Below are 20,256 nucleotides of genomic sequence, written 5' to 3'. Positions count from 1 at the left end.
CGATAGTATTCATCATAGACTTACTAGATTCGCAAAGAATCAAGTTCAACAACATGATGCAGAATGTTGGCAAATTTATGTAATCCCAGAATAGGGACTGTAACCGTGATCCGCAGGCAGCGTTTTACCCCGCAGCTCAAACTGCACTTCCAAACAATTCATCTACTCAAATTCTCCTGTTTCGTTTTGCCGTGCCATCTGTGCCGTTTCCTGTTCCAGCATCTTCACTAGTTCTGGAGGAGATTTGGCGATCGCCCCCCTGCCATAACCAAGAATCCAACGCTTCATATCGTTCAAACCCGAAGCCGTAAACCGCAGCGTAATCGATCCATCAGCAAGGGTCTCAATCCTTTGGGTGCTATGCCATTGCCGTTCAGTGATGTAGGGTGCAGTTTGAGCATCAAAGGCGATCGCCACATCATAGGTTTTTCCCCCCACCTCATACTGAAAACTATTTTTTAATTTCTCCTGTAAATCGAATTCCCGCCGCTCAAAGGTTTGCCCTGTGGGTTCAAGCTTACGAATCCGGTCAATCCGAAATTGCCGAACCTCCTCGCGCAAGTGACAATAGCCCCAGACATAAGGATTGCTCGCCCGGTAAATATCCAGGACATAGGGATCGAAAATACGTTCTGATATTTGCTGTCGTTGAGGAGAGTAGTAGCGCATCAAAACCGACTGTGATCGCTCACTGGCTTCAATGAGAGCTTGCCAAATTTCTGGATTAAGCTGGATTTCTCCCCCAACCCGAAAATGAACCCGCTCCTCTGCCAACTGTCGCAGATTAATCACACTCTGTTCTGGTAAACGTTCTGCAATTCGCTCAATAGTTTCCCGCAATTGAATTTGATAAATAGAACCTGAATAAGATTCCAGCATCCTTGCTCCGAGGGTGAGAGCAAAAAGTTCCCCTTGGGTCACCGGAATAGTGGGCAATCGCCAATTAGAGTCGGTATAGTACCAACCCTGATTTCTGTCGTACTCCAGCGGGGCATCATAGCGATCTCGCAAAAAATTAACATCATTACGAATTGTTCTTTCTGAAACTTCCAAGGTCTGAGCAAGACTCACTTGTGTTTGCCGCTCTCTTGAACGGATCAGGCGATCAATTTCCAGTAGGCGCTCTAATTGGCGGGACATAGTGTCACTAAATCGACTGCGCTCTTCATCATAAAGATAAAACCCGGCAAAAGACTTACCGGGTCAAAAAATATTTATTGCGTGACTAAAAGAAACATCAAGTCTTAGAGGATGCCTGAGAAGGGTATGGCAGGATGGTTTCAATCGGCAATCATCTGCAAAATTTGTAAATGTTGACCCAGGGGACTGAGGGTATTGGCGGCAATCATCCCAGACCCGGCCACTGCCGGAATGCCAATCCCCGGAAAAGTGGAATCTCCACAGCAGAAAAGTTGGGCGATGGGCGTTGTGCAGCCCGGAAACTGTTCTTTCCCCGCTTTTAATTCGGGGCCATAGGTACCGCGATCGCGTCTGAGGAAACGACTATGGGTGAGAGGCGTACCAACAAGGGTTAATTCCGTGCGTTGACGAATATCGGGAATCACTTTTTCTAAAGCTTGCCACAAAACCTGGGAACGTTCTTCTTTGAAAGCAGCATATTCCGGGGAACGACGGTCTAGGTTTGCCCAGGGTGTATAGTCTTCGGTAGCAGGCAAATAAACGTGGATACTATGTTTTCCTGGGGGCGCTAGGCTCGGATCCAGCAGTGAAGGAATCGAAACAGCGACCACATTTTGAGCTGCATCAACTCCCTTTTCCCAGTCATCAACGATGAGGTAATGGCACTCCAAATCTTCAGGTAAATTGCTGCTGTCAATGCCTAAATGAAGGTGCATAAAACTGCGACAGGGCTGCATTTTATCGGCTCGTTTCTGCAATTTTTGGGGAATATTTTGCGGCTCAATCAACTTGAGAGTATCCCAAACAGAAGCATTGGACACCACAGCGCGACGGGCTTGAATAATTTCACCGTTGCGCAGTTGAACTCCCGTGGCCTTGCCATTTTCAGTGAGGATTTTTTTCACATGGCTATTCAGGCGCAATTTGCCTCCAAATTTTTCGAGGCCTCGTACCAGAGCCGCCACGATCGCCCCACTGCCTCCCTGGGGATAATCTAAAATCACCTCCGGACGATACCAATCGGCGAACATAAAGGCCATCTCCGCGCAAATTGTGCCATTGGCTGGCAATCCAGAGAGCATAAAACAAAGCAAATCCAGCCAATTACGGATAAAGGGGTCAGTAATCACGCGATCCATCACCCGGCTAAAGGGGGCATTCAGTTGGGGAGTGTAGGGGAGATAAGGCAGGAGAGTTTTGGCATATTTACCGACGGTGCGGACAACACCAAGATCGTTACGAAAGGCCGCCAAAGGGAGTTTTGTCGCCGCTTCGCCGAGGGGACGCATGGTTTCCTGGAGCTGGCGCCATTGGGGAATCACATCAGTCTTGCCGATCTGGGTCAACATTTCACAAAAGCCATCGGCTCCCACCGCCGCGTGAAAATAACCTTCGGGTAAATGGACACCCCAGGCATCGTAGGTGAGCCATTGGCAATTTTCTTCGAGGAGATCAAGGACTTGGCGCAGGGGATTGGGGGAAGGGCTGTAGGAAAGGCCGGAATAAAGGGATGGCCCGGAGTCGAAGTGATAGCCCTGTCGGGTAAAACTGTGGGCTGCACCACCGGCGATCGCATGGCTTTCTAAGACCAAAACGTCATAACCATAACGAGCCAAAAGACCCGCACAACAAAGCCCGCCAATGCCGCTACCAATGACGATTACCTCTGGATTTGCACTCATCTTCACATTTTCCCGAATACTGCTTCGACGTATGGTAAACGCCTTTAGATGAATTTTTCGATGAGGAGGGGCGCAAACCGATTCAGGATGTAGAAAAAGACGAGGAACAGAATAATTTTATTGACCACCATATCCCAACGTTTTTTCGGGAGGGTGTGGTCGGGATAGCTGAGTTTCCAGCGGCGCTTGGTGGCCGCTTTTAATAAAATTTCTGGGGTGATAGGAATGCGTTCAACCCGTTCGTAGGGAGGCTTGATCAAAAATCCACCAAGGTTAAGGCCCGCTTCGCCGTGGTGAAAATACCAAAGGTAGCCATCAAGATCGACTTTGAATTTCTGGGCGAATTTTTCTATAAAGGTGGCACAGTCATCGGCCTGGATGTCAAAAGTGCCAAAAAGATCAGTTGTTGCGTTGAGGCGATCGCCTTCTGTTTTGGGGAGTTCTGTTTGGATGAACTGATAAATATCGTCGAGGGTGGGCATGGGGTTTTTCCTCTACTGCTGGCTTAGGATCTGGTCATCAAGGCTAAAGTCAATAGCAGCCTTGTCTCGTTCGTTGGCAAGGTAATCATTTTGGAAGGAATCTTTTAAGCCACCCACCAGATCATATTTCGGTTGCCAATCCAGGTCATTTAGGGCCTTGTGAATATCCGCCATAAAGTGCTGGGCGCGGATCGGGAAAGTCTTCCGTTTGCCGAGGTCAAATTTTTTCGGGTCATAGTAAACCAGATCCACAGCCGCTGGATCTTTCCCGGCTGCTACCGCACAGGCTTTGGCAAGTCCGGTAAAAGTGACAAAGCGATCGCCTGAAATATTGTAAATTTGCCCAATCGCTTTCGGATTATCCAGCACCGCTGCCATGGCCGTGGCGAGATCATAAACGTGACCAAATTGAGTAATCAGTTGTCCATCCCCAGGAATTGGAATCGGGCGATCGCGGACGATGCGGTCAAAGAACCAGGCTTCTAGATCGTTGTAATTTTTCGCGCCGTAAATGTAGGTGGGACGGATCGATGTCCAGGGCAAATCACTCTGGGCCAAATAAGCCTCCGTTTCGTGTTTACCCTTGTGGCGACTGTTGGGATCAACGGGATCGGCTTCTTGGTGGGGCGGTTGGTCAGTGGGCAGATAAACGCCAGCGGAACTGACGTAGATAAAATGCTTCACTTTTTCAGCAAAAATTTCGGCGAGGGGCTGGGTATGGGCGAGTTCCCGGCCATTGTTATCAAAAATCGCGTCAAAGGTTTCGCCAGCCAATTTTTCCTTCAGTTGGGCGGAATCCTGGCGATCGCCAATAATTTGCCCTACCCTCGTTGGTGCCGGATGATTGCCCCGGTTAAACAGCACTACTTCGTGGCCTGCCGCCAATAAAACTTGGGTGAGATAAACCCCAATAAACCGGGTACCACCAATAATTAAAATGCGCATAATTTTTTCCCAAACAGCGATCGCCTTAAGCATTCAGTGTATCGGATGGGGTTCCAGAACTGGAGCGACGTATCAGAAAAACTCGTCTCAAGGGGTTGGCTCTTTCCGCCGTTATTTTTTGCAACAAACTGTTACATTAGAGAGGCATTTCTCAAACAAATATTTTTTTCAAAATTCCGACCCGTTGCCGTAAATTCTTCGTCCCGAACCATGTCTGAATCCCAAACCTCCCTCGACCAGGCCCCAGAAGCTACTGAACCTAAACCCAGCTATGTCAAGCTCGCCATGCGGAATATGGTGCGCAAAGGGGGTAAGTCCCTCTGGCATTTTTTCCTCACCACCGCTGGCCTGTTGGGGTTTTTCGTCACCATGGCCTACCTCACCCGTTAGATGGGGATGCAGCCCGTGCTTGAGTGTGAAATTTTTGTCGAAAATGCGTCTGGTTTAGAGCTGCCGGAATTGGCGATCGCCCCTTGGGAAAATCACCTTCAACAGTGGCTACCGGAATTAACAGCGGCTTTACCCCCGGCCGACGGTTACGAGTTAACCCTCCGCTTTACCACTGACGCCGAAATCCACAATCTCAATCACCAATATCGCCACAAAGACCAACCCACCGACGTCCTTTCCTTTGCGGCCCTCGAAGACAACTTTGCTAGCCCCTTACCCCCTGGGGAACCGCTCTATCTGGGAGACATCATTGTTTCAGTAGAAACGGCCCAACGCCAGGCCCAGGAACGGCAGCACAGCCTCCAAACGGAACTGGGTTGGTTGGTGAGCCATGGTTTATTGCACCTGCTGGGGTGGGATCATCCCGATGAAGCCCGGTTAATTGAAATGCTCGATCGTCAAGCCGTACTCTTGCGAAACGTTCAACTTATTCCATAATGGGGTGATTCTATTGAGGGAGAAGATGACACAGCACAAAAAAATCCTCTCACCCCCCGACCGGGAACGGCGATCGCTAGCCTGGAAAGTGGCCCCTGACCTCCTCGCGAGCTTCCGTTACGCTTGGCAGGGCATTGTGTACGCCACCCGCACCCAGAGAAATTTTCGGATTCACTTAGCGATCGCCGTTTTTGTGTGGACAATGTGTTGGCTGTTGTCCCTCAATTATCTAGAAACAGCGATCCTCACAGCCATGGTCGCCCTAGTGCTCGTCCTGGAGTTGCTGAATACAGCCCTCGAATCGGTGGTGGATCTCACCGTACAGCAGAGCTACCATGAGCTCGCAAAAATTGCCAAAGACTGCGCGGCGGCGGCGGTACTCATTGGGGCGATCGCCTCTGTAGCCATTGCCGGATTAATCGCTTGGCCCCACTTCCAAGCACTCCTAGAGCCTGCTATCTTAACCCCTGTAAAATCCTATTTTTTACCGCAAAAAATTTCCCTGTTTCCCTAGCTCAACCCCGCACAAATCCCCATCACTATCTAAAGGAGTGTGACCCCTTTGATCATCGTCATCGACAACTATGACAGTTTCACCTATAACCTTGTCCAATACCTCGGCGAATTAGGCAAAGAATTACCCGTGGCCCAGGACATCGAAGTGTATCGGAACGACAAAATTACCCTCGCTGAAATTCGTGCCAAACAACCTGCGGGCATCGTCATTTCGCCGGGGCCAGGCCGTCCAGAAGACGCGGGGATTTCCTTGGCGGTGATCAAAGAATTAGGCCAGGAACTTCCTATCCTTGGGGTTTGTCTGGGACACCAAAGCATCGGCCAGGTGTTTGGGGGCAAAATTATCGGTGCCGCAACCCTGATGCATGGCAAGATCTCCGCGATTCACCATGCCAACAAAGGGGTATTTGCTGGTTTAGAAAATCCATTCCCCGCCACCCGTTACCATAGCTTGGTGATCGACAAAAATAATTGTCCTGATTGTTTAGAGGTCACTGCTTGGGTGGATGACGGTACGATTATGGGCGTACAACATCGGGATTATCCCCATATCCAGGGGGTACAATTCCATCCCGAAAGTATCTTAACCACGGCAGGTAAACAGCTTTTGCGGAATTTCCTCGCTACTCTGTCGCCTGTACCGCTGCTTGTAACGAATTAGTGAGGGGCTCCCCGACATAACCATGAAACGTAGACAGTTTATTCAGACCGCAGGAATTAGTGCTTTTGGGGCGATCGCCGGCTTTTCCCTACTGCAAAAAAACGCCGTCCAAGCCCAAACCGGCAACCTTGACATCGAATGGCTGGGCCACACCTGTTTTTCCGTCAGTGGTGCGGGGACTAAGGTTCTCATTAATCCCTTCCGTGCCCTCAGTTGTACCGCAGGTTATCGGGACACATTTCCCCAAGCAGACATTGTCCTGTTGAGTAGCCAACTGTTCGACGAAGGCTATACCGATGGTTTACCCGGAGACCCCAGGATTTTGTTCCAAGCCGGACAATATCCCGTGAATAACATCACCTTTGACGGCATTAGCCTCGCCCATGCCAACATCGAACGCTATCGGGGCTGGCGTTTCCCCCCCAACATTGCCTGGAGTTGGCGCCAGGGAGGCATTAGTATCTTGCACCTCGGCGGCGCTGGGGAAGAAGTGGACATCGATGATTTTATTTTGACCGGGGGCAGCCCAGATATTCTGATGATCCCCGTTGGGGGCACCGACGCCGACCCACAGAATATTCCCCCCAAGGGTTACACCCCAGCCCAAGCGCTCCAAGCCCTAGAGTTGCTGCGTCCCAAGATTGTTATCCCGACCCACTACAAAACAACGGCCGGGGACGACACCTGTGGGCTCCAGTCCATTGAATCCTTTTTAAACTTGGTAGACCGTAACGAAATTAAGGTGACAACGGTGGCTTCAAATCGCCTCCAGGTCAATCGAGCGGCCCTTTCCCAAGCCAATTCAGAGATTAAAGTTTTAAGCGATCGCCCCCTGTTGCGGGCCTAGGCGGATCATCATTTTTCTTTTGATTGAACAACCTCCAAAATTCTTGGGGGTTTTTTGATCGCGATGGTAAAACCTAGAAAATATTTGCGATTTATTGACCCCACCCCTGGGTATAAAGGGCAATCGAGCCTATCATTTTGGACATTGATCTGCCCTAAATTCTCGCTTATGCAATATTTTTTTCTCACCGAAGGGTGGCACATTGGCCGCGTTTGGGAACCCGGTGGCCCCTGGGATATTCTGTCCTGGCGACGTCCCCCCAAGATTCAGCGCACCAACATCGCCATGGAAAACCAGGGGGAGCGCCTCTGGCTCTACCAAGTAGACGACCCGATCCTGATGCTGGAAGTTACCCCCGATCCCACGAAGGTCAAAACCGAGAACATCGGTCAAGTGATGATCAAACGCCTCATCACCCCCGAAGAGGCGATCGCCCAATTAAACCAAGCCAACACCCTCTACAAAGACCCAACTCCAAGCCATTAGCGCCATTACATTTCCCGTAATACGCTTGCCAAGCCCTCTAACAATAGTTACACTTCTTTAAACAATCTTCCCCCTAAACCCAGCACAAACCCTTTGTATCGTAGTTTAGAGAGAAGAAAAAAACGCTTAAGTCCTTGGGACAACTAGCAATAACAAAACAACTTTCTTGAGGATGCTTTGTAAACTTTTGTAAATTTTTCCGAGGAAGCTTTTATTAAAGTCTACGAAGACATTGCCGTCAAAAAGCCGTTTCAACTCAAAATCTTCCTATAGATTTGAAGTTGTTTTTCTCGGTTCAGACCAATCCTCGTTAATAATGAGAAAATATTTGGTCATAGTAGACACGATTGTTTAGGAGGAGAGTAGTCAATGGGACTACCTTGGTACCGCGTACATACAGTCGTCCTTAACGACCCAGGTCGTCTGATTTCTGTACACCTCATGCACACTGCGCTTGTCGCAGGTTGGGCTGGCTCAATGGCCCTCTATGAGCTAGCAATTTTCGATCCCAGTGATCCCGTCCTCAATCCCATGTGGCGGCAGGGCATGTTCGTACTGCCGTTCATGGCACGGCTGGGCGTAACCGGCTCCTGGAATGGCTGGGATATCACTGGTGCCGTAGGCACTAACCCCGGTTTTTGGTCCTTTGAAGGCGTCGCCGCAGCACACATCGTTCTGTCCGGTCTTCTGTTCCTCGCTGCCGTTTGGCACTGGGTTTATTGGGATCTCGATCTTTTTGTTGACTCCCGTACCGGTAAGCCTGCCCTAGACTTGCCGAAAATGTTTGGGATTCACCTGTTCCTGTCTGGTCTTCTTTGCTTCGGCTTTGGAGCCTTTCACCTCAGCGGCGTCTGGGGGCCTGGAATGTGGGTTTCTGACCCCTATGGTGTAACGGGCCATGTCCAAGCCGTTGCCCCTGACTGGGGCCCTAGTGGATTTAACCCCTTTAACCCTGGCGGTGTTGTGGCGCACCACATTGCCGCTGGTATCGTTGGGATTATTGCTGGTCTCTTCCACCTCAGTGTGCGTCCCCCTGAGCGTCTGTACAAGGCACTCCGGATGGGTAACATTGAGACGGTTTTATCCAGCAGTATTGCAGCAGTATTTTTTGCCGCATTCGTCGTCGCTGGCACCATGTGGTACGGCAACGCTACCACCCCCATCGAACTTTTCGGCCCGACCCGTTATCAGTGGGACCAGGGTTATTTCCAAAACGAAATTCAGCGCCGTGTGGATGCTGAAATTGCGTCAGGGGCAACACCTGCGGAAGCTTGGAATACAATTCCTGAAAAACTTGCTTTTTATGACTATGTCGGTAACAGCCCCGCAAAAGGTGGTTTGTTCCGTACAGGGCCGATGGATCAAGGTGATGGAATTGCTCAGTCTTGGGCCGGCCACCCTGTCTTCAAAGATGCAGAAGGTCGTGAGCTTTTTGTTCGTCGGATGCCCAACTTCTTTGAAACCTTCCCTGTGGTCATGACCGATGCGGATGGCGTCCTCCGGGCTGATATTCCGTTCCGTCGTTCTGAGTCTAAGTTCTCCGTTGAACAGGCTGGGGTTACGGTTTCCTTCTTGGGTGGTGAACTCAATGGTCAAACCTTCACCGATGCTGCCACTGTCAGAAAATACGCCCGTCGTGCCCAGTTGGGTGAGCCTTTCGAGTTTGATACTGAAACCCTTGGTTCTGACGGTGTATTCCGGACGAGCCCCCGTGGTTGGTTCACTTTTGGTCACGCTGTATTTGCGCTGCTGTTCTTCTTTGGTCACATTTGGCATGGTTCTCGGACGTTGTACCGTGACGTATTTGCTGGGGTTGACCCTGAACTGGCAGAAGAGCAAGTGGAATGGGGCTTCTTCCAGAAGGTTGGTGACAAGAGTACCCGTGCTAGCTAATTAAACACAGGTATCTATTGCATCGATCGGAAAGTTTTTTCCAATAATTCATTTTGAGGAGGTTGGGCCTTTAAGCCTAGCCTCTTTTTTCTTGGGAAAAATTAACTGGATTCGGGGGAGATGGTGGCGGTTTTCTACACTGGTTGCGAAAGAAGAGGATTCTGCAAAATTGAGGTATTCCCTGAATGAATTAAAAGAATATTATGTCGCTTTCTCCCAAGGCTCTTTATGATTGGTATCGCAACACCCTGCGCAATCCGAAATACCGGTGGTGGATTATTCTAGGCACTTTGGCATATTTGATCAGCCCCATTGATATTTCACCGGACTTTTTCCCCATTGCCGGTCAGATTGATGATGTGATGCTGGCGACCTTGTTGATTGCGGAACTGTCCCAAATGGCCTTGGCTTTTTTCCAAGCCCGCCAAGAAAATTCCCAAGGGAAAACGACAACCCAGGGGGAAACGACGGCAACGGTAGATATCCCTTCGGTTTCGGTAGACGAATCCTAGATCAAAACTTGTACGAGTAAAAAGGCGATCGCCGCACTGCCGACGGGCACGAGAAAATTATCAATGCCAAACTGGGCAATGCTTTCGAGCAGGGTAGAACAAAGGGCAACAACGAGGGCGATCGCCGCTTTTTGCCAAAGCATGAGGTCAAAACCGAGAAATAATAAACCACAAATCAAGAAACCCACCCCAAACATGGTGGCAGTGCCTTCGAGGCTTTTTTTGTTGCCAAGAATTTCGTAGGGATGTTTGCCCAATTGACTACCGACCACGGCAGCCAGACCATCGCCCCAGGCCATCACCAAAATGCCGAGCACCGCAAATACGGGTTGCTGAATTGACCAAAACCACCAGATCAACACCCCCATACTAAGGGCATAAAAAAAGGTACCGAGGCTCTGGCGACCGACGCTGTTCACGCTGGGTAAAATCGGCAGGAAGTAGGAAATTAGCGCAATTAAGCCTGCAATAAAAGCGGCAGCAATGCCGATTTCCATCGGAATATCAAACCACCAGGCGAGGAGAATGACATTACCACTGCCGATATGGACAATTTTGCGGGTCAGTTCTGGGCTTAGGTGATTTTTGCGACTGAGACCTTCGGCGATCGCCAACAGCGCCCCCAGATAAGTGATGACCGTTCCCAGGGGCATCCGGAGGGCTGGGGAAAAGATTTCCGCGACGAGATGATTGACATCCATAAAAAATTAAGGGCAAGATTACTCCCACCCCTAAAGCACAACTTAGAAGTTACCAACTAGCGCCTCATTACAACGTTCACAAATGGTGGGATCATCCGTAAAGGTGCCCACTTGTGTGGAGTAATTCCAACAGCGATCGCACTTGTGACCGTCCGCTTTGACCACGGCGATTTGAAGCTTGCCAGCAGCTAATTCCAGGGTGTCTTGGTACTGCTGATCGTCGAGGGCTGCCGTCACAAATTCCACCTGGGAAACAAGGAGCAGATAGCGCAATTCATCCACCCGTGGGGACTCACTTAAACTGTCGGCGGGATTTAGGGCCGCGAGCCAGTCTGTTAAGGCCCCATCCACATCGCGCATCAGAATTTTTGCTTCGAGGGAAGCACCGATTAACTTCTCGGTTCGGGCTTTTTCGAGGACGAGGTTCACGCCGTTGCGGATTTTGCGCAGTTCTTCCCACCGCTGGAACAGGGCGGCATCAGTGGCCCACTGGGGATCCAGTTGATACCAACCCGCACTAAACACCGATTGATGCTCCGTTTCGTAGGGCAAATTCTGCCAGATATCCTCTGCCATATGGCAGAGCACTGGGGCGATCGCCTTGGCTAAGGTTTCGAGGATAATCGCCATGACCGTTTGGCAACTGCGGCGACGGAGAGCATTCACATCGGAGATATAAAGGCGATCCTTGGCAATATCGAGATAGAAGTTCGACAGATCCACCACACAGAAGTTCTGCACCTTTTGGAAGAATTTAAAGAATTGGAATTCCTCAAAAGCTTCTGTCACTTCAGAGAAAACATTGTGAGTTTGGTGCAGGATATATTTGTCTAATTCGGGTAGATCACTGTAAGCAACTGCATCTTTCGTCGGATCAAAGTCATGGATATTTCCTAATAAGAAACGGGCTGTATTGCGAATTTTACGATAAACATCCGCCAACTGCTTCAGAATTGTTTGACCGATGGGCACATCTGAAGAGTAATCCACAGAAGAAACCCATAGCCGCAGCACATCTGCACCGTAGGGTGGTTCTGTTTTTTGGTTTTTGCCGCCGTTGATAATGATATAGGGATCGACCACATTCCCTAGAGATTTACTCATTTTGTAGCCTTTTTCATCGAGCACAAAACCGTGGGTTAGGACTGTTTTATAGGGGGCCACATTATTAACAGCCACACTGGTTAGAAGACTGGATTGGAACCAACCCCGATGCTGGTCAGAACCTTCTAAATACAGATCTACAGGGTAATTTAAACCGTCCCGCTGTTTGGCCACGGCTGCCCAAGAGGAACCCGAATCAAACCACACATCCATGGTATCGGTGCCCTTGCGGTAGGTACGGCCATTGTTGCGATATTCCTCCGGTAAAAGCTCCTCTACCGAATGTTTCCACCAGGCGTCAGAACCTTCCTTGGCGATTATTTCTTTAACGTGGTTAATGGTGGTTTCATTTAACAACGCTTCTCCTGTTTCTTCGTCGTAGAAAACAGGAATGGGGACGCCCCAATTACGTTGCCGAGAAATACACCAGTCACTGCGATCGCCAACCATGGCCGTGATCCGATTTTCTCCCTGGGCTGGAATCCAACGGACGTTCTTAATCGCGCTTAGTGCTTCATCACGGAACCCTTCGACGGAGGCAAACCACTGTTCTGTGGCCCGGAAAATCGTCGGTTTTTTGGTGCGCCAATCGTAGGGATATTTGTGTTGGTAGGCTTCTTGCTTTAAAAGAGCACGTTTTTCCGTTAAAGCTGTGATAATGGCGTCGTTAGCCCCGTTGAGGACGTTTAAACCTGCAAAATCGCCTGCTTCCTCGGTTAAAGTTCCTTCTGCATCTACTGGGGAAAGGATCGGCAAACCATATTTCTGGCCTGTGATGTAGTCTTCCTGACCATGGCCTGGCGCAGTGTGAACGAGGCCCGTCCCAGATTCCGTCGTGATGTAATCACCACCAGCCACCACCGGACTGGTGCGATCATAGAGGGGATGCTGATAGGTGCAATGTTCGAGAATTTCTCCTTTAAAACTGGTTTTAATCGTTAAGGCAGCGTCAAAGGTTTTGGTTAAATTTTCTGCGAGATCCTTGGCCACCACTAAATATTTCTGAGCGCACAGGCTGCCATCGGTTTCGACAACAGCGTATTCCAGGGCCGGGTTGATCGCCACAGCTAAGTTACCGGGCAATGTCCAAGGAGTGGTTGTCCAGATCGCGACGCCCAAACTATCGGCAAACTCCCCTAAAACAGCTTTGGCTTCCGGGCTTAGATCCGTGATCGGAAAAGAGACGTAGATACTCTGGGAGGTGTGGCCTTCGGGATATTCGAGTTCTGCCTCTGCGAGGGCCGTTTGGGAACTGGGACTCCAATGGACGGGCTTCAGACCCCGGTAGATATAGCCTTTGAGGGCCATGTCGCCAAATACGCCGATTTGAGCCGCTTCATATTCTGGGGTGAGGGTGAGGTATGGGTTTTCCCAGTCGCCCCAAACGCCATACCGTTGAAATCCGGCTGCTTGGGCTTTTTGGGTTTTGAGGGCAAAGTCACGGGCTTTGTAGCGGAGTTTGAGGGGGGTGAGATTTTGCCGGGCATCGGCGCTGAGGTTTTGCAGTACCTTTAATTCGATGGGTAAACCGTGACAATCCCAACCGGGGACATAGTGGGTTTTGTAACCTTGTAGGAGCTTGTACTTATTGATGATGTCCTTCAGCACCTTGTTCAGCGCATGGCCCATGTGGAGGTCACCGTTGGCATAGGGGGGGCCATCGTGCAGCGTAAAGAAGTCTTTGGGGTTATTCTGCGCTAAATCTTCGTAAATGCGGTTTTCTTGCCAGAATTTTTGGATTTCTGGCTCTTTCTGGGGAGCATTCGCCCGCATATTAAAGGTGGTTTTTGGCAAATTAACGGTATCTTTGTAGCTCTTTGCGTCTGTCACGGTGGCTGTGGTGGCTGATGTTTACAAATGTTTGCTATGGCTGATTTTAACTTGCCAGGGCTTGTCCCGTGAATCTCGGTGAAAAAAGGCGATCGCCAACGTCCTGGGATTCATTAAATAGAATGGAGAGTGATCGGCAAGGGGAGATAAAGTGATGCTGACGAAACAACGGGCGGATCGAGTCCTTCTGAGTAACATTAGCTGGGAACAATTTGAGAATATCCTGCGCGACCTAGGGGAAACTCGTTCTAGTCGTGTGGCCTACTGCGATGGAACTTTAGAAATTATGACGCCCCTGTCAGGGCATGAGTTTTACAAAGAAGCGATTAGTATCTCGATCAAAGATTTCGCCGATGAACTAGAAATTGATTATGAAAGTCTCGGCTCGACGACTTGGCGCAAACCAGCGGCAAAAGCGGGCCTAGAACCGGACAACTGTTTTTACTTCCAGCATGAGACGCTCATCCGGGGCCAGTTGGATTATGACTTGAGTAAAGATCCGCCCCCCGATCTCGCTTTAGAAATTGAACTGACAAGCCGATCCCTTGAGCGATTTCCCATCTATGCGCGGTTGGGGGTGCCGGAAATTTGGAGCTATGAGGACGGCAAAATTACAATTTACTTGCTTGACCAGGGAGAATATCGCGTTTCTGAAACAAGTCTAGCCCTACCGCAAATTTCCGTGACGAAAATGATGACCTTGATCGAAGAAAATCGTCCTCTAGGCCGTCGGGCAATTCGCCGCGCCATTCGGGCCTGGGCCAGGACGCTTTAGGGGAATGGGGAGCAATATTCTGGGTAGAAGCCGCCACATGTTTTATGTATTGCTAAATGACTCAGATAAGCACGAATTTTATCAATTCCTATCTTTCCGTGGCACGACTCATATGTCGAAGTCGAAGCACGAGATGCACCTCATTGAACAGAGGTGATTCTGAGGGTTTATATGTTAAAAATCATAAATATGTTCGACATTAGACCGTTAAAGTTTATGTCTTCTTTCGTTACTGTCCCAAAGACTTGCGATATTATTCCCTCTATCACGATGTGACTATACCGCGAAGTGCGGTATAACTCCTAGAAATATCGACAGCATCAATGGGTATTTCTTAAATTAAGTCTTAAATTAAGAGAGTTGGCTGTGACGCTGCGACATTTCTACTACTACAACTGACAATGTTTGCGTTGCAGTTGAGTTTTGTTCGTTAGGGGTTTAAGGAGAAAGAAATGGCGTTAATCCCACCGTTTTTTCTAGATTGCGTGGTAGCGATAGGAATTCAAGGGCAAAGCAATACAAATTGGATTGGTACAGGTTTTATTGTTGGTAAACCATTTAACGATGCACAAGGCAACAAGCTGTATCACACATTCCTTGTTACCAATAAGCATGTGCTTTTAAATAAACAAAATATAGTTTTAAGATTCAACTCAAGTGGAAATACACCTGTAATCGATTACCCGGTCTCTTTATATCAAAATGGACAGCAAATATGGATAGGTCATCCTTCTCCTGATGTCGATGTTGCTACATTCTTTATTAATTCAAACATACTCCATGGAGATCAGGCACAATTTGGTTTCTTTAGGCTTGATGAGCACGTCATGAATTCAGCCATGATGCAAAATGATGGTGTATCTGAAGGTGATGGTATTTTTGTGCTTGGGTTTCCATTAGGCATTGTTGGTCCTCAAAAAAATCACGTCATAGCAAGATTTGGCGCTATTTCCAGAATTAGAGATCTTTTTGATGGTCAAATGGGACCATTCTTAATTGATGCATCAATATTTCCTGGAAACAGTGGTGGACCTGTTATTATCAAGCCAGAGGCAATGGCTATTACTGGAACAGTATCTGTAAAACGTGCGGCCTTAATAGGCATAGTAAAAAGTTATGTCCCATACAAAGATGTGGCAGTTAGTCAGCAAACGGGTAACCCTAGGGTAATATTTGAAGAAAATTCAGGCTTAGCTCTAGTTGAGACAGTGGATACTATTGAGGCAGCGGTTAATGATTGCTTTCAGCAGAAATTGGCAAATAACCCCTAACAACGCCATCAACCAGGGAGAATATCGCGTTTCGGAAACAAGTCTAGTGCTGCCGCAGATTTCAGTGACGACAATGATGGCTTTAATTGAAGAAAATCGACCCCTGGGATGACGGGTCATCTGCCGGGCAATCCGGGCCTGGGCCAAAACTCTATGGTGCAAAAAAAAATTATTCAATCATTGAAGACTATTACGTTTTCGCGAAGCAAAGGGCGATCACCTTTACCGTGGAAGCAGTGGTTTGCCGGGGAGACTGGAAAAAATGCACCGACGCTGTATGATTCCGATTCGCCCGACTTTTGCAGATTACCAAGCCTATCGAATTAGCCCCCAGGATTCTAATCGTCTGGCGGTTATTTTCGATTCGACCATGACCTAGCATTCCTTGACAGTATTTTTAGAGATTTTTGATCCCTTTGGCAGCACACTCCCTAATTGGCACCAGGTGGCGGTGGAAATGTTTTTTATCCTCAGGGGTCAGGGGAAAGCCCTCTGTGATGGCAAAGAAATTTGTTTTGAGGCGGGGGATAGCCTCTGTATTCCGGCCACGGGCAAGCATCAAATTATCAATACCACGGCAGAAAGACTCTACCTATTGAGATTTATAGTTCCCAATGAGCGTTTTGTGGAATTGATTCACAGTGGCACTCCCACCCCCCTAGTTCACCAAGTATTGGGTCAATTACCATTCGCCCTAAATTCCTATTAGGGACAATCTTTGCAAATCATTGAGGACTGTTACGTTTCAGTAAAGGAATGGGGGCGATCGCCTAAACTATTCAGAAGCAATTTTTCATCTGGATTTTATTTTTGCCAACTATGTTCCCTTCTAGCCGCCCCCGTCGCCTTCGCCAAAGTGAGTCGCTTCGCCGCATGGTGCGGGAAAATACCTTTACGGCCAATGATTTGATCTATCCCCTCTTCGCAGTGCCCGGAGAGGCGATCGCCAACGAAGTAAAGTCGATGCCCGGCGTGTACCAATTGTCCATCGACAAAATTGTCACCGAGGCCAAGGAAGTTTGGGAACTAGGCATTCCGGCGGTAATTCTGTTTGGGATTCCCCCCGAAAAAGATAACGATGCAACCGGGGCTTGGCACGATTGCGGCATTGTCCAAAAGGCAACCACGGCGATCAAGGAAGCGATTCCCGAAATGACTGTCATTAACGATACTTGCCTGTGCGAATATACGCCCCACGGTCACTGCGGCTATCTGCAAACGGGAGACTTAACCGGACGAGTCTTAAACGATCCCACCCTTGAACTGCTTAAAAAAACCGCTGTATCCCAGGCAAAAGCTGGGGCGGATATCATTGCCCCTTCGGGGATGATGGATGGTTTTGTCGCCGCGATTCGTGAAGGTTTAGATGAAGCCGGGTTCACCCAGATTCCGATCATGGGCTATTCCGCAAAATATGCTTCCGCTTACTATGGCCCCTTCCGGGATGTAGCCGAATCTGCCCCCCAATTTGGCGATCGCCGCACCTACCAAATGGATCCGGGCAATGGTCGCGAAGCCCTCAAGGAAGTGGAACTCGACATCCTCGAAGGAGTAGATTTCGTCATGGTCAAACCGGCCCTCGCTTACATGGATATCATTTGGCGCGTCAAGGAAATGACCAACCTGCCCGTTGCCGCCTACAACGTGTCTGGGGAATATTCCATGGTCAAAGCCGCAGCCTTAAATGGTTGGATTGACGAGAAAAAAGTCGTTCTCGAAACCCTCACGAGCTTTAAACGGGCAGGCGCAGATCTAATCCTCACCTACCACGCCAAAGACGCTGTGCGCTGGTTGGCAGAGTAAACAGCATTTTGGTTTGGGGTATATTTTCCCCGAAAGAATAAACAATGAATTATGGGGACGCTTGTGAGTTGTCCCCTTTTTTGTGATCAAAAACAGCTCCGTACATCCTACGGAGCCAAATTTTTTTCGTTTAATAACTATTCCACCTCGAAACTGCCACCCCAAGGCCCATAACTAGAAGTTGTGATGCCGTTGCGTTCTGTGCCAACAAAATTCGTTTGGGAGCCTAGCACTTTGATCATGACATTGCCCCCAGTAGTTGCTTCTAACAGACCCGCGTGGACAGCCGCCGTACAAATCGATGAGCCATCACTATAGATATCCGTACCCCAAATTTTTTCTATGGGTTGTCCCGCCGGACAAATCACGCTAAGGGTCTGGCCTATTTGGTTCCGCAGACCAAGCATTCCTGGGGTTGTTTCCCAGTCAATGGCCCGGACTTTGGCCGTTTGGGTGCTGGGCTGGTGGTGGCTGATCTGGGTACTGGGTTGGTGGTGGGCCACGGTGGGTGCGGGGTCATGGTGGGCAAGGATGGCAACGGGGGCGATCGCCAACCCCAAAAACACACAACTACCAAAGGTCAAATACTTCATCGCAAACAATTACTCTAGAAAACACAGACAAAGATCGTGCTTTGCCGCTAAGAAAAACAGAACACTCTTCCTCAAAGTCTAAGCCCAAGCCTGATCCACTGCCATATTTGCTTCGGGGTGAATATAGGCGGGCTTTTCCTTGCGGGGTAGTTGACCAGACAGAACAAGGTGGGCCATGGTGTCACAAATTACCCGCGTCGCCATCAGGGATGTAATATCACTAATGTCATAGGGCGGCGAAACTTCCACGATCTCCAAACCGCAGACGGGGGCATTCCGGACGATTTTACCGAGGAGGGCGAGGGCTTCCCTGGGTAATAAACCGCCTGGCTCTGGCCAGCCCGTGCCGGGGACAAATCCCGCATCAATGCAGTCAATATCAAAGCTGATATAGACACAGTCGGTGCCATCCAGAGCGCGCTCCAGGGCAAACTCCGCTGCCGCATCAATGCCCATTTCTGCAATATCGGTCACCGTGAGAATATTGGTGGCCCGTTCTCGAAAAACTTTGACCCCTTGCCGGGGTACCTGCCAACCGCCAATTCCCAACTGCACCAAATTTTTGGCGGGAGCATTGGCCATGTTGGTGGCGTGGAACCAAGGACAGGTGTGCATCCGCTCGTCTAAATCTGTTTCCTGGGTATCCACATGGCGGTCAAAGTGAATAATGCCTACTTTTTTATCGCCTAAATGCCGACAAACTCCCCGCACCGTGGGAAAGCCGATGGAGTGATCGCCGCCGAGAATAATCGGGAAAGCACCAGAACTAAACACATGGGCGACCCCTTTGGAAATTTGATCAAAGGATTTTTCGTTGTTGGCCGGAATCGTAAAGACATCCCCCACATCACAGAGGGTTATTTGCTCCCGCAGATCAATGCCCATTTCAAAATTGTAGGGCGTATAGAGGGCAGAGATTCGCCGGATCCCCTGGGGGCCAAAGCGAGTGCCGGGGCGATAGGTGGTACCAGAGTCGTGGGGGACGCCAAGGATGGCCACGTCATATTCACCGACCTTGCGGACATCTTCGAGATAAGGGGCCTTTAGGAAAGTGTTGATTCCGGCATAGTGGGGCAATTCTCCCCGGGAAAAGGTGGGAATGCTGCGGTCTTTGATACTGGCGGCGGCTTCGAGGCCGTATTCCAGGCCCCGGTCTACTTCCTGTTGCCAACCGGTGAGGGGGAGGTGGGATTCTTTTTCGAGGGCTTCTTGGGCTTCGCTGGGGGGACGAAAATTCGGTTGTTCACTCATGGTGATCGGGCCTTTCTTGGGACGAATTTAGTTAACGATAGCAGTAACCAAGCAAATTCTTGGTTTTTGGGCAAATTACGCAAGATAGCTTTGCATTTTATGGGGTCTGTACTGCTTCTACGGGGACTTCACGCATTAGTTGCATCACATGGTATTTGTAATCGATAAATTCCGGCGATCGCTTAATTTCATAGCCATGGTGGTGGGAAAAATCTACCTTTAATTCTTCTTTGATACGTCCAGGGTGGGCCGCCATGACATAGATGCGCTGACCGAGAAAAATGGCTTCTTCAACATCGTGGGTAATCAAGAGAATACTGGTCTCGGTTTGCTCCCAAATTTCTAGGAGAAATTGCTGCATATTTTCTTTGGTGAGAACATCTAGGGCTCCAAAGGGTTCGTCCATTAACAAAATCTTTGGTTGGGATGCGAGGGCGCGGGCGATCGCCACCCGTTGTTTCATCCCCCCAGAAAGCTGTTTCGGCAGTGCTTCTTGGAAAGGCCCTAAACCGACCACATTGAGATAATAATAGGCCCGTTCGTAACGCTCTTTTTTCGGCACCCCCTGCAATTTCAAGCCAAAGGTGACATTGTCCAAAACAGAAAGCCAAGGATAAAGGGTGTAGCGTTGAAAGACCATGCCCCGGTCAGCCCCAGGCCCGATAATTTCCCGCTGGTCAACGGTCACTTTGCCCGTACTCTGGGTTTCGAGGCCCGCAATAATCCTCAACAGGGTCGATTTTCCAGACCCGGACGCCCCGACCACACAAACAAATTCACCGCCTTCCACATGGAGATTGATGTTTTGGAGAGCCGTAATTTTTCCGTGGCGAGTTTGGAAAAACTTGTGAACTTGATCAACTTCTAAATGCATGA

The 20,256-nt window shown here is 49.3% G+C and carries 21 protein-coding genes; 12 read left to right on the top strand and 9 right to left on the bottom strand.

From position 1 onward, the window contains the following. Positions 1 to 162: 162 nt before the first annotated feature. The 4 genes from AACT35_RS09215 to AACT35_RS09200 form a co-directional block, all read right to left on the bottom strand. Complete coding sequence (locus AACT35_RS09215) at positions 163 to 1,140, bottom strand: helix-turn-helix transcriptional regulator (RefSeq protein ID WP_099240687.1); 978 nt, start codon at positions 1,138 to 1,140, stop codon at positions 163 to 165. Between the two features lie 140 nt (positions 1,141 to 1,280). Next, entirely contained in the window at positions 1,281 to 2,822 is a 1,542-nt protein-coding gene (locus tag AACT35_RS09210) for a phytoene desaturase family protein (RefSeq protein ID WP_099240685.1), read from the bottom strand. Positions 2,823 to 2,866: 44 nt separating this feature from the next. Next, complete coding sequence (locus tag AACT35_RS09205) at positions 2,867 to 3,304, bottom strand: DUF1493 family protein (RefSeq protein WP_065710894.1); 438 nt, start codon at positions 3,302 to 3,304, stop codon at positions 2,867 to 2,869. A 12-nt stretch (positions 3,305 to 3,316) separates the two neighbouring features. Then, positions 3,317 to 4,249 (bottom strand): NAD-dependent epimerase/dehydratase family protein, encoded by a 933-nt coding sequence (locus AACT35_RS09200; RefSeq protein WP_099240859.1) that lies wholly within the window; start codon positions 4,247 to 4,249, stop codon positions 3,317 to 3,319. A gap of 210 nt (positions 4,250 to 4,459) precedes the next feature. Between AACT35_RS09200 and AACT35_RS09195 the strand changes: the two genes are divergently transcribed. The 8 genes from AACT35_RS09195 (at position 4,460) to AACT35_RS09160 (ending at position 10,052) form a co-directional block, all read left to right on the top strand. Continuing rightward, on the top strand, positions 4,460 to 4,639 hold the full coding sequence (locus AACT35_RS09195; RefSeq protein WP_030007517.1) for a DUF3285 domain-containing protein: 180 nt from the start codon (positions 4,460 to 4,462) through the stop codon (positions 4,637 to 4,639). Next, entirely contained in the window at positions 4,640 to 5,137 is a 498-nt protein-coding gene (gene ybeY / locus AACT35_RS09190; protein WP_445267907.1) for an rRNA maturation RNase YbeY, read from the top strand. A gap of 25 nt (positions 5,138 to 5,162) precedes the next feature. Then, on the top strand, positions 5,163 to 5,651 hold the full coding sequence (locus AACT35_RS09185) for a diacylglycerol kinase family protein (protein WP_065716615.1): 489 nt from the start codon (positions 5,163 to 5,165) through the stop codon (positions 5,649 to 5,651). A gap of 48 nt (positions 5,652 to 5,699) precedes the next feature. Further along, the gene (locus AACT35_RS09180; RefSeq protein ID WP_030007514.1) at positions 5,700 to 6,314 is read left to right on the top strand and encodes an anthranilate synthase component II; all 615 of its coding nucleotides are present in this window, start codon (positions 5,700 to 5,702) and stop codon (positions 6,312 to 6,314) included. 22 nt (positions 6,315 to 6,336) lie between these two features. Next, on the top strand, positions 6,337 to 7,161 hold the full coding sequence (locus tag AACT35_RS09175; protein WP_099240683.1) for an MBL fold metallo-hydrolase: 825 nt from the start codon (positions 6,337 to 6,339) through the stop codon (positions 7,159 to 7,161). A 168-nt stretch (positions 7,162 to 7,329) separates the two neighbouring features. After that, complete coding sequence (locus tag AACT35_RS09170; protein ID WP_030007512.1) at positions 7,330 to 7,647, top strand: hypothetical protein; 318 nt, start codon at positions 7,330 to 7,332, stop codon at positions 7,645 to 7,647. Between the two features lie 369 nt (positions 7,648 to 8,016). After that, positions 8,017 to 9,540, top strand: a complete 1,524-nt coding sequence (gene psbB / locus AACT35_RS09165; protein WP_012307371.1) for a photosystem II chlorophyll-binding protein CP47 — start codon at positions 8,017 to 8,019, stop codon at positions 9,538 to 9,540. Between the two features lie 203 nt (positions 9,541 to 9,743). Continuing rightward, the gene (locus AACT35_RS09160; protein ID WP_012307370.1) at positions 9,744 to 10,052 is read left to right on the top strand and encodes a YkvA family protein; all 309 of its coding nucleotides are present in this window, start codon (positions 9,744 to 9,746) and stop codon (positions 10,050 to 10,052) included. Here the strand turns inward: AACT35_RS09160 and AACT35_RS09155 are convergent. After that, a complete protein-coding gene (locus AACT35_RS09155; protein WP_173867258.1) occupies positions 10,049 to 10,753 on the bottom strand; it encodes a diacylglycerol/polyprenol kinase family protein in 705 nt (234 codons plus the stop codon). The genes AACT35_RS09160 and AACT35_RS09155 overlap by 4 nt on opposite strands. 42 nt (positions 10,754 to 10,795) lie before the next feature. Next, positions 10,796 to 13,687, bottom strand: coding sequence for an isoleucine--tRNA ligase (ileS, locus tag AACT35_RS09150; protein ID WP_099240681.1), 2,892 nt, complete (start codon positions 13,685 to 13,687; stop codon positions 10,796 to 10,798). Positions 13,688 to 13,841: 154 nt separating this feature from the next. On the opposite strand from ileS, the gene AACT35_RS09145 reads away from it, so the two are divergent. The 4 genes from AACT35_RS09145 to hemB all read left to right on the top strand — a co-directional run bounded on the left by AACT35_RS09145 (position 13,842) and on the right by hemB (position 17,536). Then, a complete protein-coding gene (locus tag AACT35_RS09145; RefSeq protein WP_099240679.1) occupies positions 13,842 to 14,462 on the top strand; it encodes a Uma2 family endonuclease in 621 nt (206 codons plus the stop codon). 452 nt (positions 14,463 to 14,914) lie between these two features. After that, entirely contained in the window at positions 14,915 to 15,733 is an 819-nt protein-coding gene (locus tag AACT35_RS09140; RefSeq protein WP_099240677.1) for a S1 family peptidase, read from the top strand. Between the two features lie 385 nt (positions 15,734 to 16,118). Continuing rightward, a complete protein-coding gene (locus tag AACT35_RS09135; RefSeq protein WP_254048075.1) occupies positions 16,119 to 16,442 on the top strand; it encodes a cupin domain-containing protein in 324 nt (107 codons plus the stop codon). Positions 16,443 to 16,552: 110 nt separating this feature from the next. Continuing rightward, positions 16,553 to 17,536: a porphobilinogen synthase gene (hemB, locus tag AACT35_RS09130; RefSeq protein WP_099240675.1), complete on the top strand. Its 984-nt coding sequence runs from the start codon at positions 16,553 to 16,555 to the stop codon at positions 17,534 to 17,536. 137 nt (positions 17,537 to 17,673) lie between these two features. On the opposite strand, the gene AACT35_RS09125 is transcribed toward hemB, so the two are convergent. The 3 genes from AACT35_RS09125 to AACT35_RS09115 all read right to left on the bottom strand — a co-directional run bounded on the left by AACT35_RS09125 (position 17,674) and on the right by AACT35_RS09115 (position 20,254). Then, positions 17,674 to 18,129 (bottom strand): LCCL domain-containing protein, encoded by a 456-nt coding sequence (locus AACT35_RS09125; RefSeq protein ID WP_143596815.1) that lies wholly within the window; start codon positions 18,127 to 18,129, stop codon positions 17,674 to 17,676. Positions 18,130 to 18,207: 78 nt separating this feature from the next. After that, positions 18,208 to 19,380, bottom strand: coding sequence for an agmatinase family protein (locus AACT35_RS09120; protein WP_099240671.1), 1,173 nt, complete (start codon positions 19,378 to 19,380; stop codon positions 18,208 to 18,210). A 97-nt stretch (positions 19,381 to 19,477) separates the two neighbouring features. Beyond that, on the bottom strand, positions 19,478 to 20,254 hold the full coding sequence (locus tag AACT35_RS09115; RefSeq protein WP_062434626.1) for an ABC transporter ATP-binding protein: 777 nt from the start codon (positions 20,252 to 20,254) through the stop codon (positions 19,478 to 19,480). Between the last annotated feature and the right edge of the window lie 2 nt (positions 20,255 to 20,256).

Origin of the sequence: Synechococcus sp. BDU 130192, from assembly GCF_963876085.1 — a bacterium.
Taxonomy (GTDB): Bacteria; Cyanobacteriota; Cyanobacteriia; order Cyanobacteriales; family MRBY01; genus MRBY01.
The sequence above is the reverse complement of the archived record's forward strand: the minus strand, read 5'-3'. Positions and strand labels throughout refer to the sequence as shown.

Coding starts and splice junctions, on each gene's coding strand:
- AACT35_RS09185 (WP_065716615.1), top strand. CDS start 5,163: ATGACACAGCACAAAAAAATCCTCTCACCCCCCGACCGGGAACGGCGA.
- AACT35_RS09155 (WP_173867258.1), bottom strand. CDS start 10,753: ATGGATGTCAATCATCTCGTCGCGGAAATCTTTTCCCCAGCCCTCCGG.
- AACT35_RS09210 (WP_099240685.1), bottom strand. CDS start 2,822: ATGAGTGCAAATCCAGAGGTAATCGTCATTGGTAGCGGCATTGGCGGG.
- hemB (WP_099240675.1), top strand. CDS start 16,553: ATGTTCCCTTCTAGCCGCCCCCGTCGCCTTCGCCAAAGTGAGTCGCTT.
- psbB (WP_012307371.1), top strand. CDS start 8,017: ATGGGACTACCTTGGTACCGCGTACATACAGTCGTCCTTAACGACCCA.
- AACT35_RS09175 (WP_099240683.1), top strand. CDS start 6,337: ATGAAACGTAGACAGTTTATTCAGACCGCAGGAATTAGTGCTTTTGGG.
- AACT35_RS09115 (WP_062434626.1), bottom strand. CDS start 20,254: ATGCATTTAGAAGTTGATCAAGTTCACAAGTTTTTCCAAACTCGCCAC.
- AACT35_RS09160 (WP_012307370.1), top strand. CDS start 9,744: ATGTCGCTTTCTCCCAAGGCTCTTTATGATTGGTATCGCAACACCCTG.
- AACT35_RS09140 (WP_099240677.1), top strand. CDS start 14,915: ATGGCGTTAATCCCACCGTTTTTTCTAGATTGCGTGGTAGCGATAGGA.
- AACT35_RS09145 (WP_099240679.1), top strand. CDS start 13,842: ATGCTGACGAAACAACGGGCGGATCGAGTCCTTCTGAGTAACATTAGC.
- AACT35_RS09120 (WP_099240671.1), bottom strand. CDS start 19,380: ATGAGTGAACAACCGAATTTTCGTCCCCCCAGCGAAGCCCAAGAAGCC.
- AACT35_RS09195 (WP_030007517.1), top strand. CDS start 4,460: ATGTCTGAATCCCAAACCTCCCTCGACCAGGCCCCAGAAGCTACTGAA.
- AACT35_RS09215 (WP_099240687.1), bottom strand. CDS start 1,140: ATGTCCCGCCAATTAGAGCGCCTACTGGAAATTGATCGCCTGATCCGT.
- ybeY (WP_445267907.1), top strand. CDS start 4,640: ATGGGGATGCAGCCCGTGCTTGAGTGTGAAATTTTTGTCGAAAATGCG.
- AACT35_RS09200 (WP_099240859.1), bottom strand. CDS start 4,249: ATGCGCATTTTAATTATTGGTGGTACCCGGTTTATTGGGGTTTATCTC.
- AACT35_RS09205 (WP_065710894.1), bottom strand. CDS start 3,304: ATGCCCACCCTCGACGATATTTATCAGTTCATCCAAACAGAACTCCCC.
- AACT35_RS09125 (WP_143596815.1), bottom strand. CDS start 18,129: ATGAAGTATTTGACCTTTGGTAGTTGTGTGTTTTTGGGGTTGGCGATC.
- AACT35_RS09170 (WP_030007512.1), top strand. CDS start 7,330: ATGCAATATTTTTTTCTCACCGAAGGGTGGCACATTGGCCGCGTTTGG.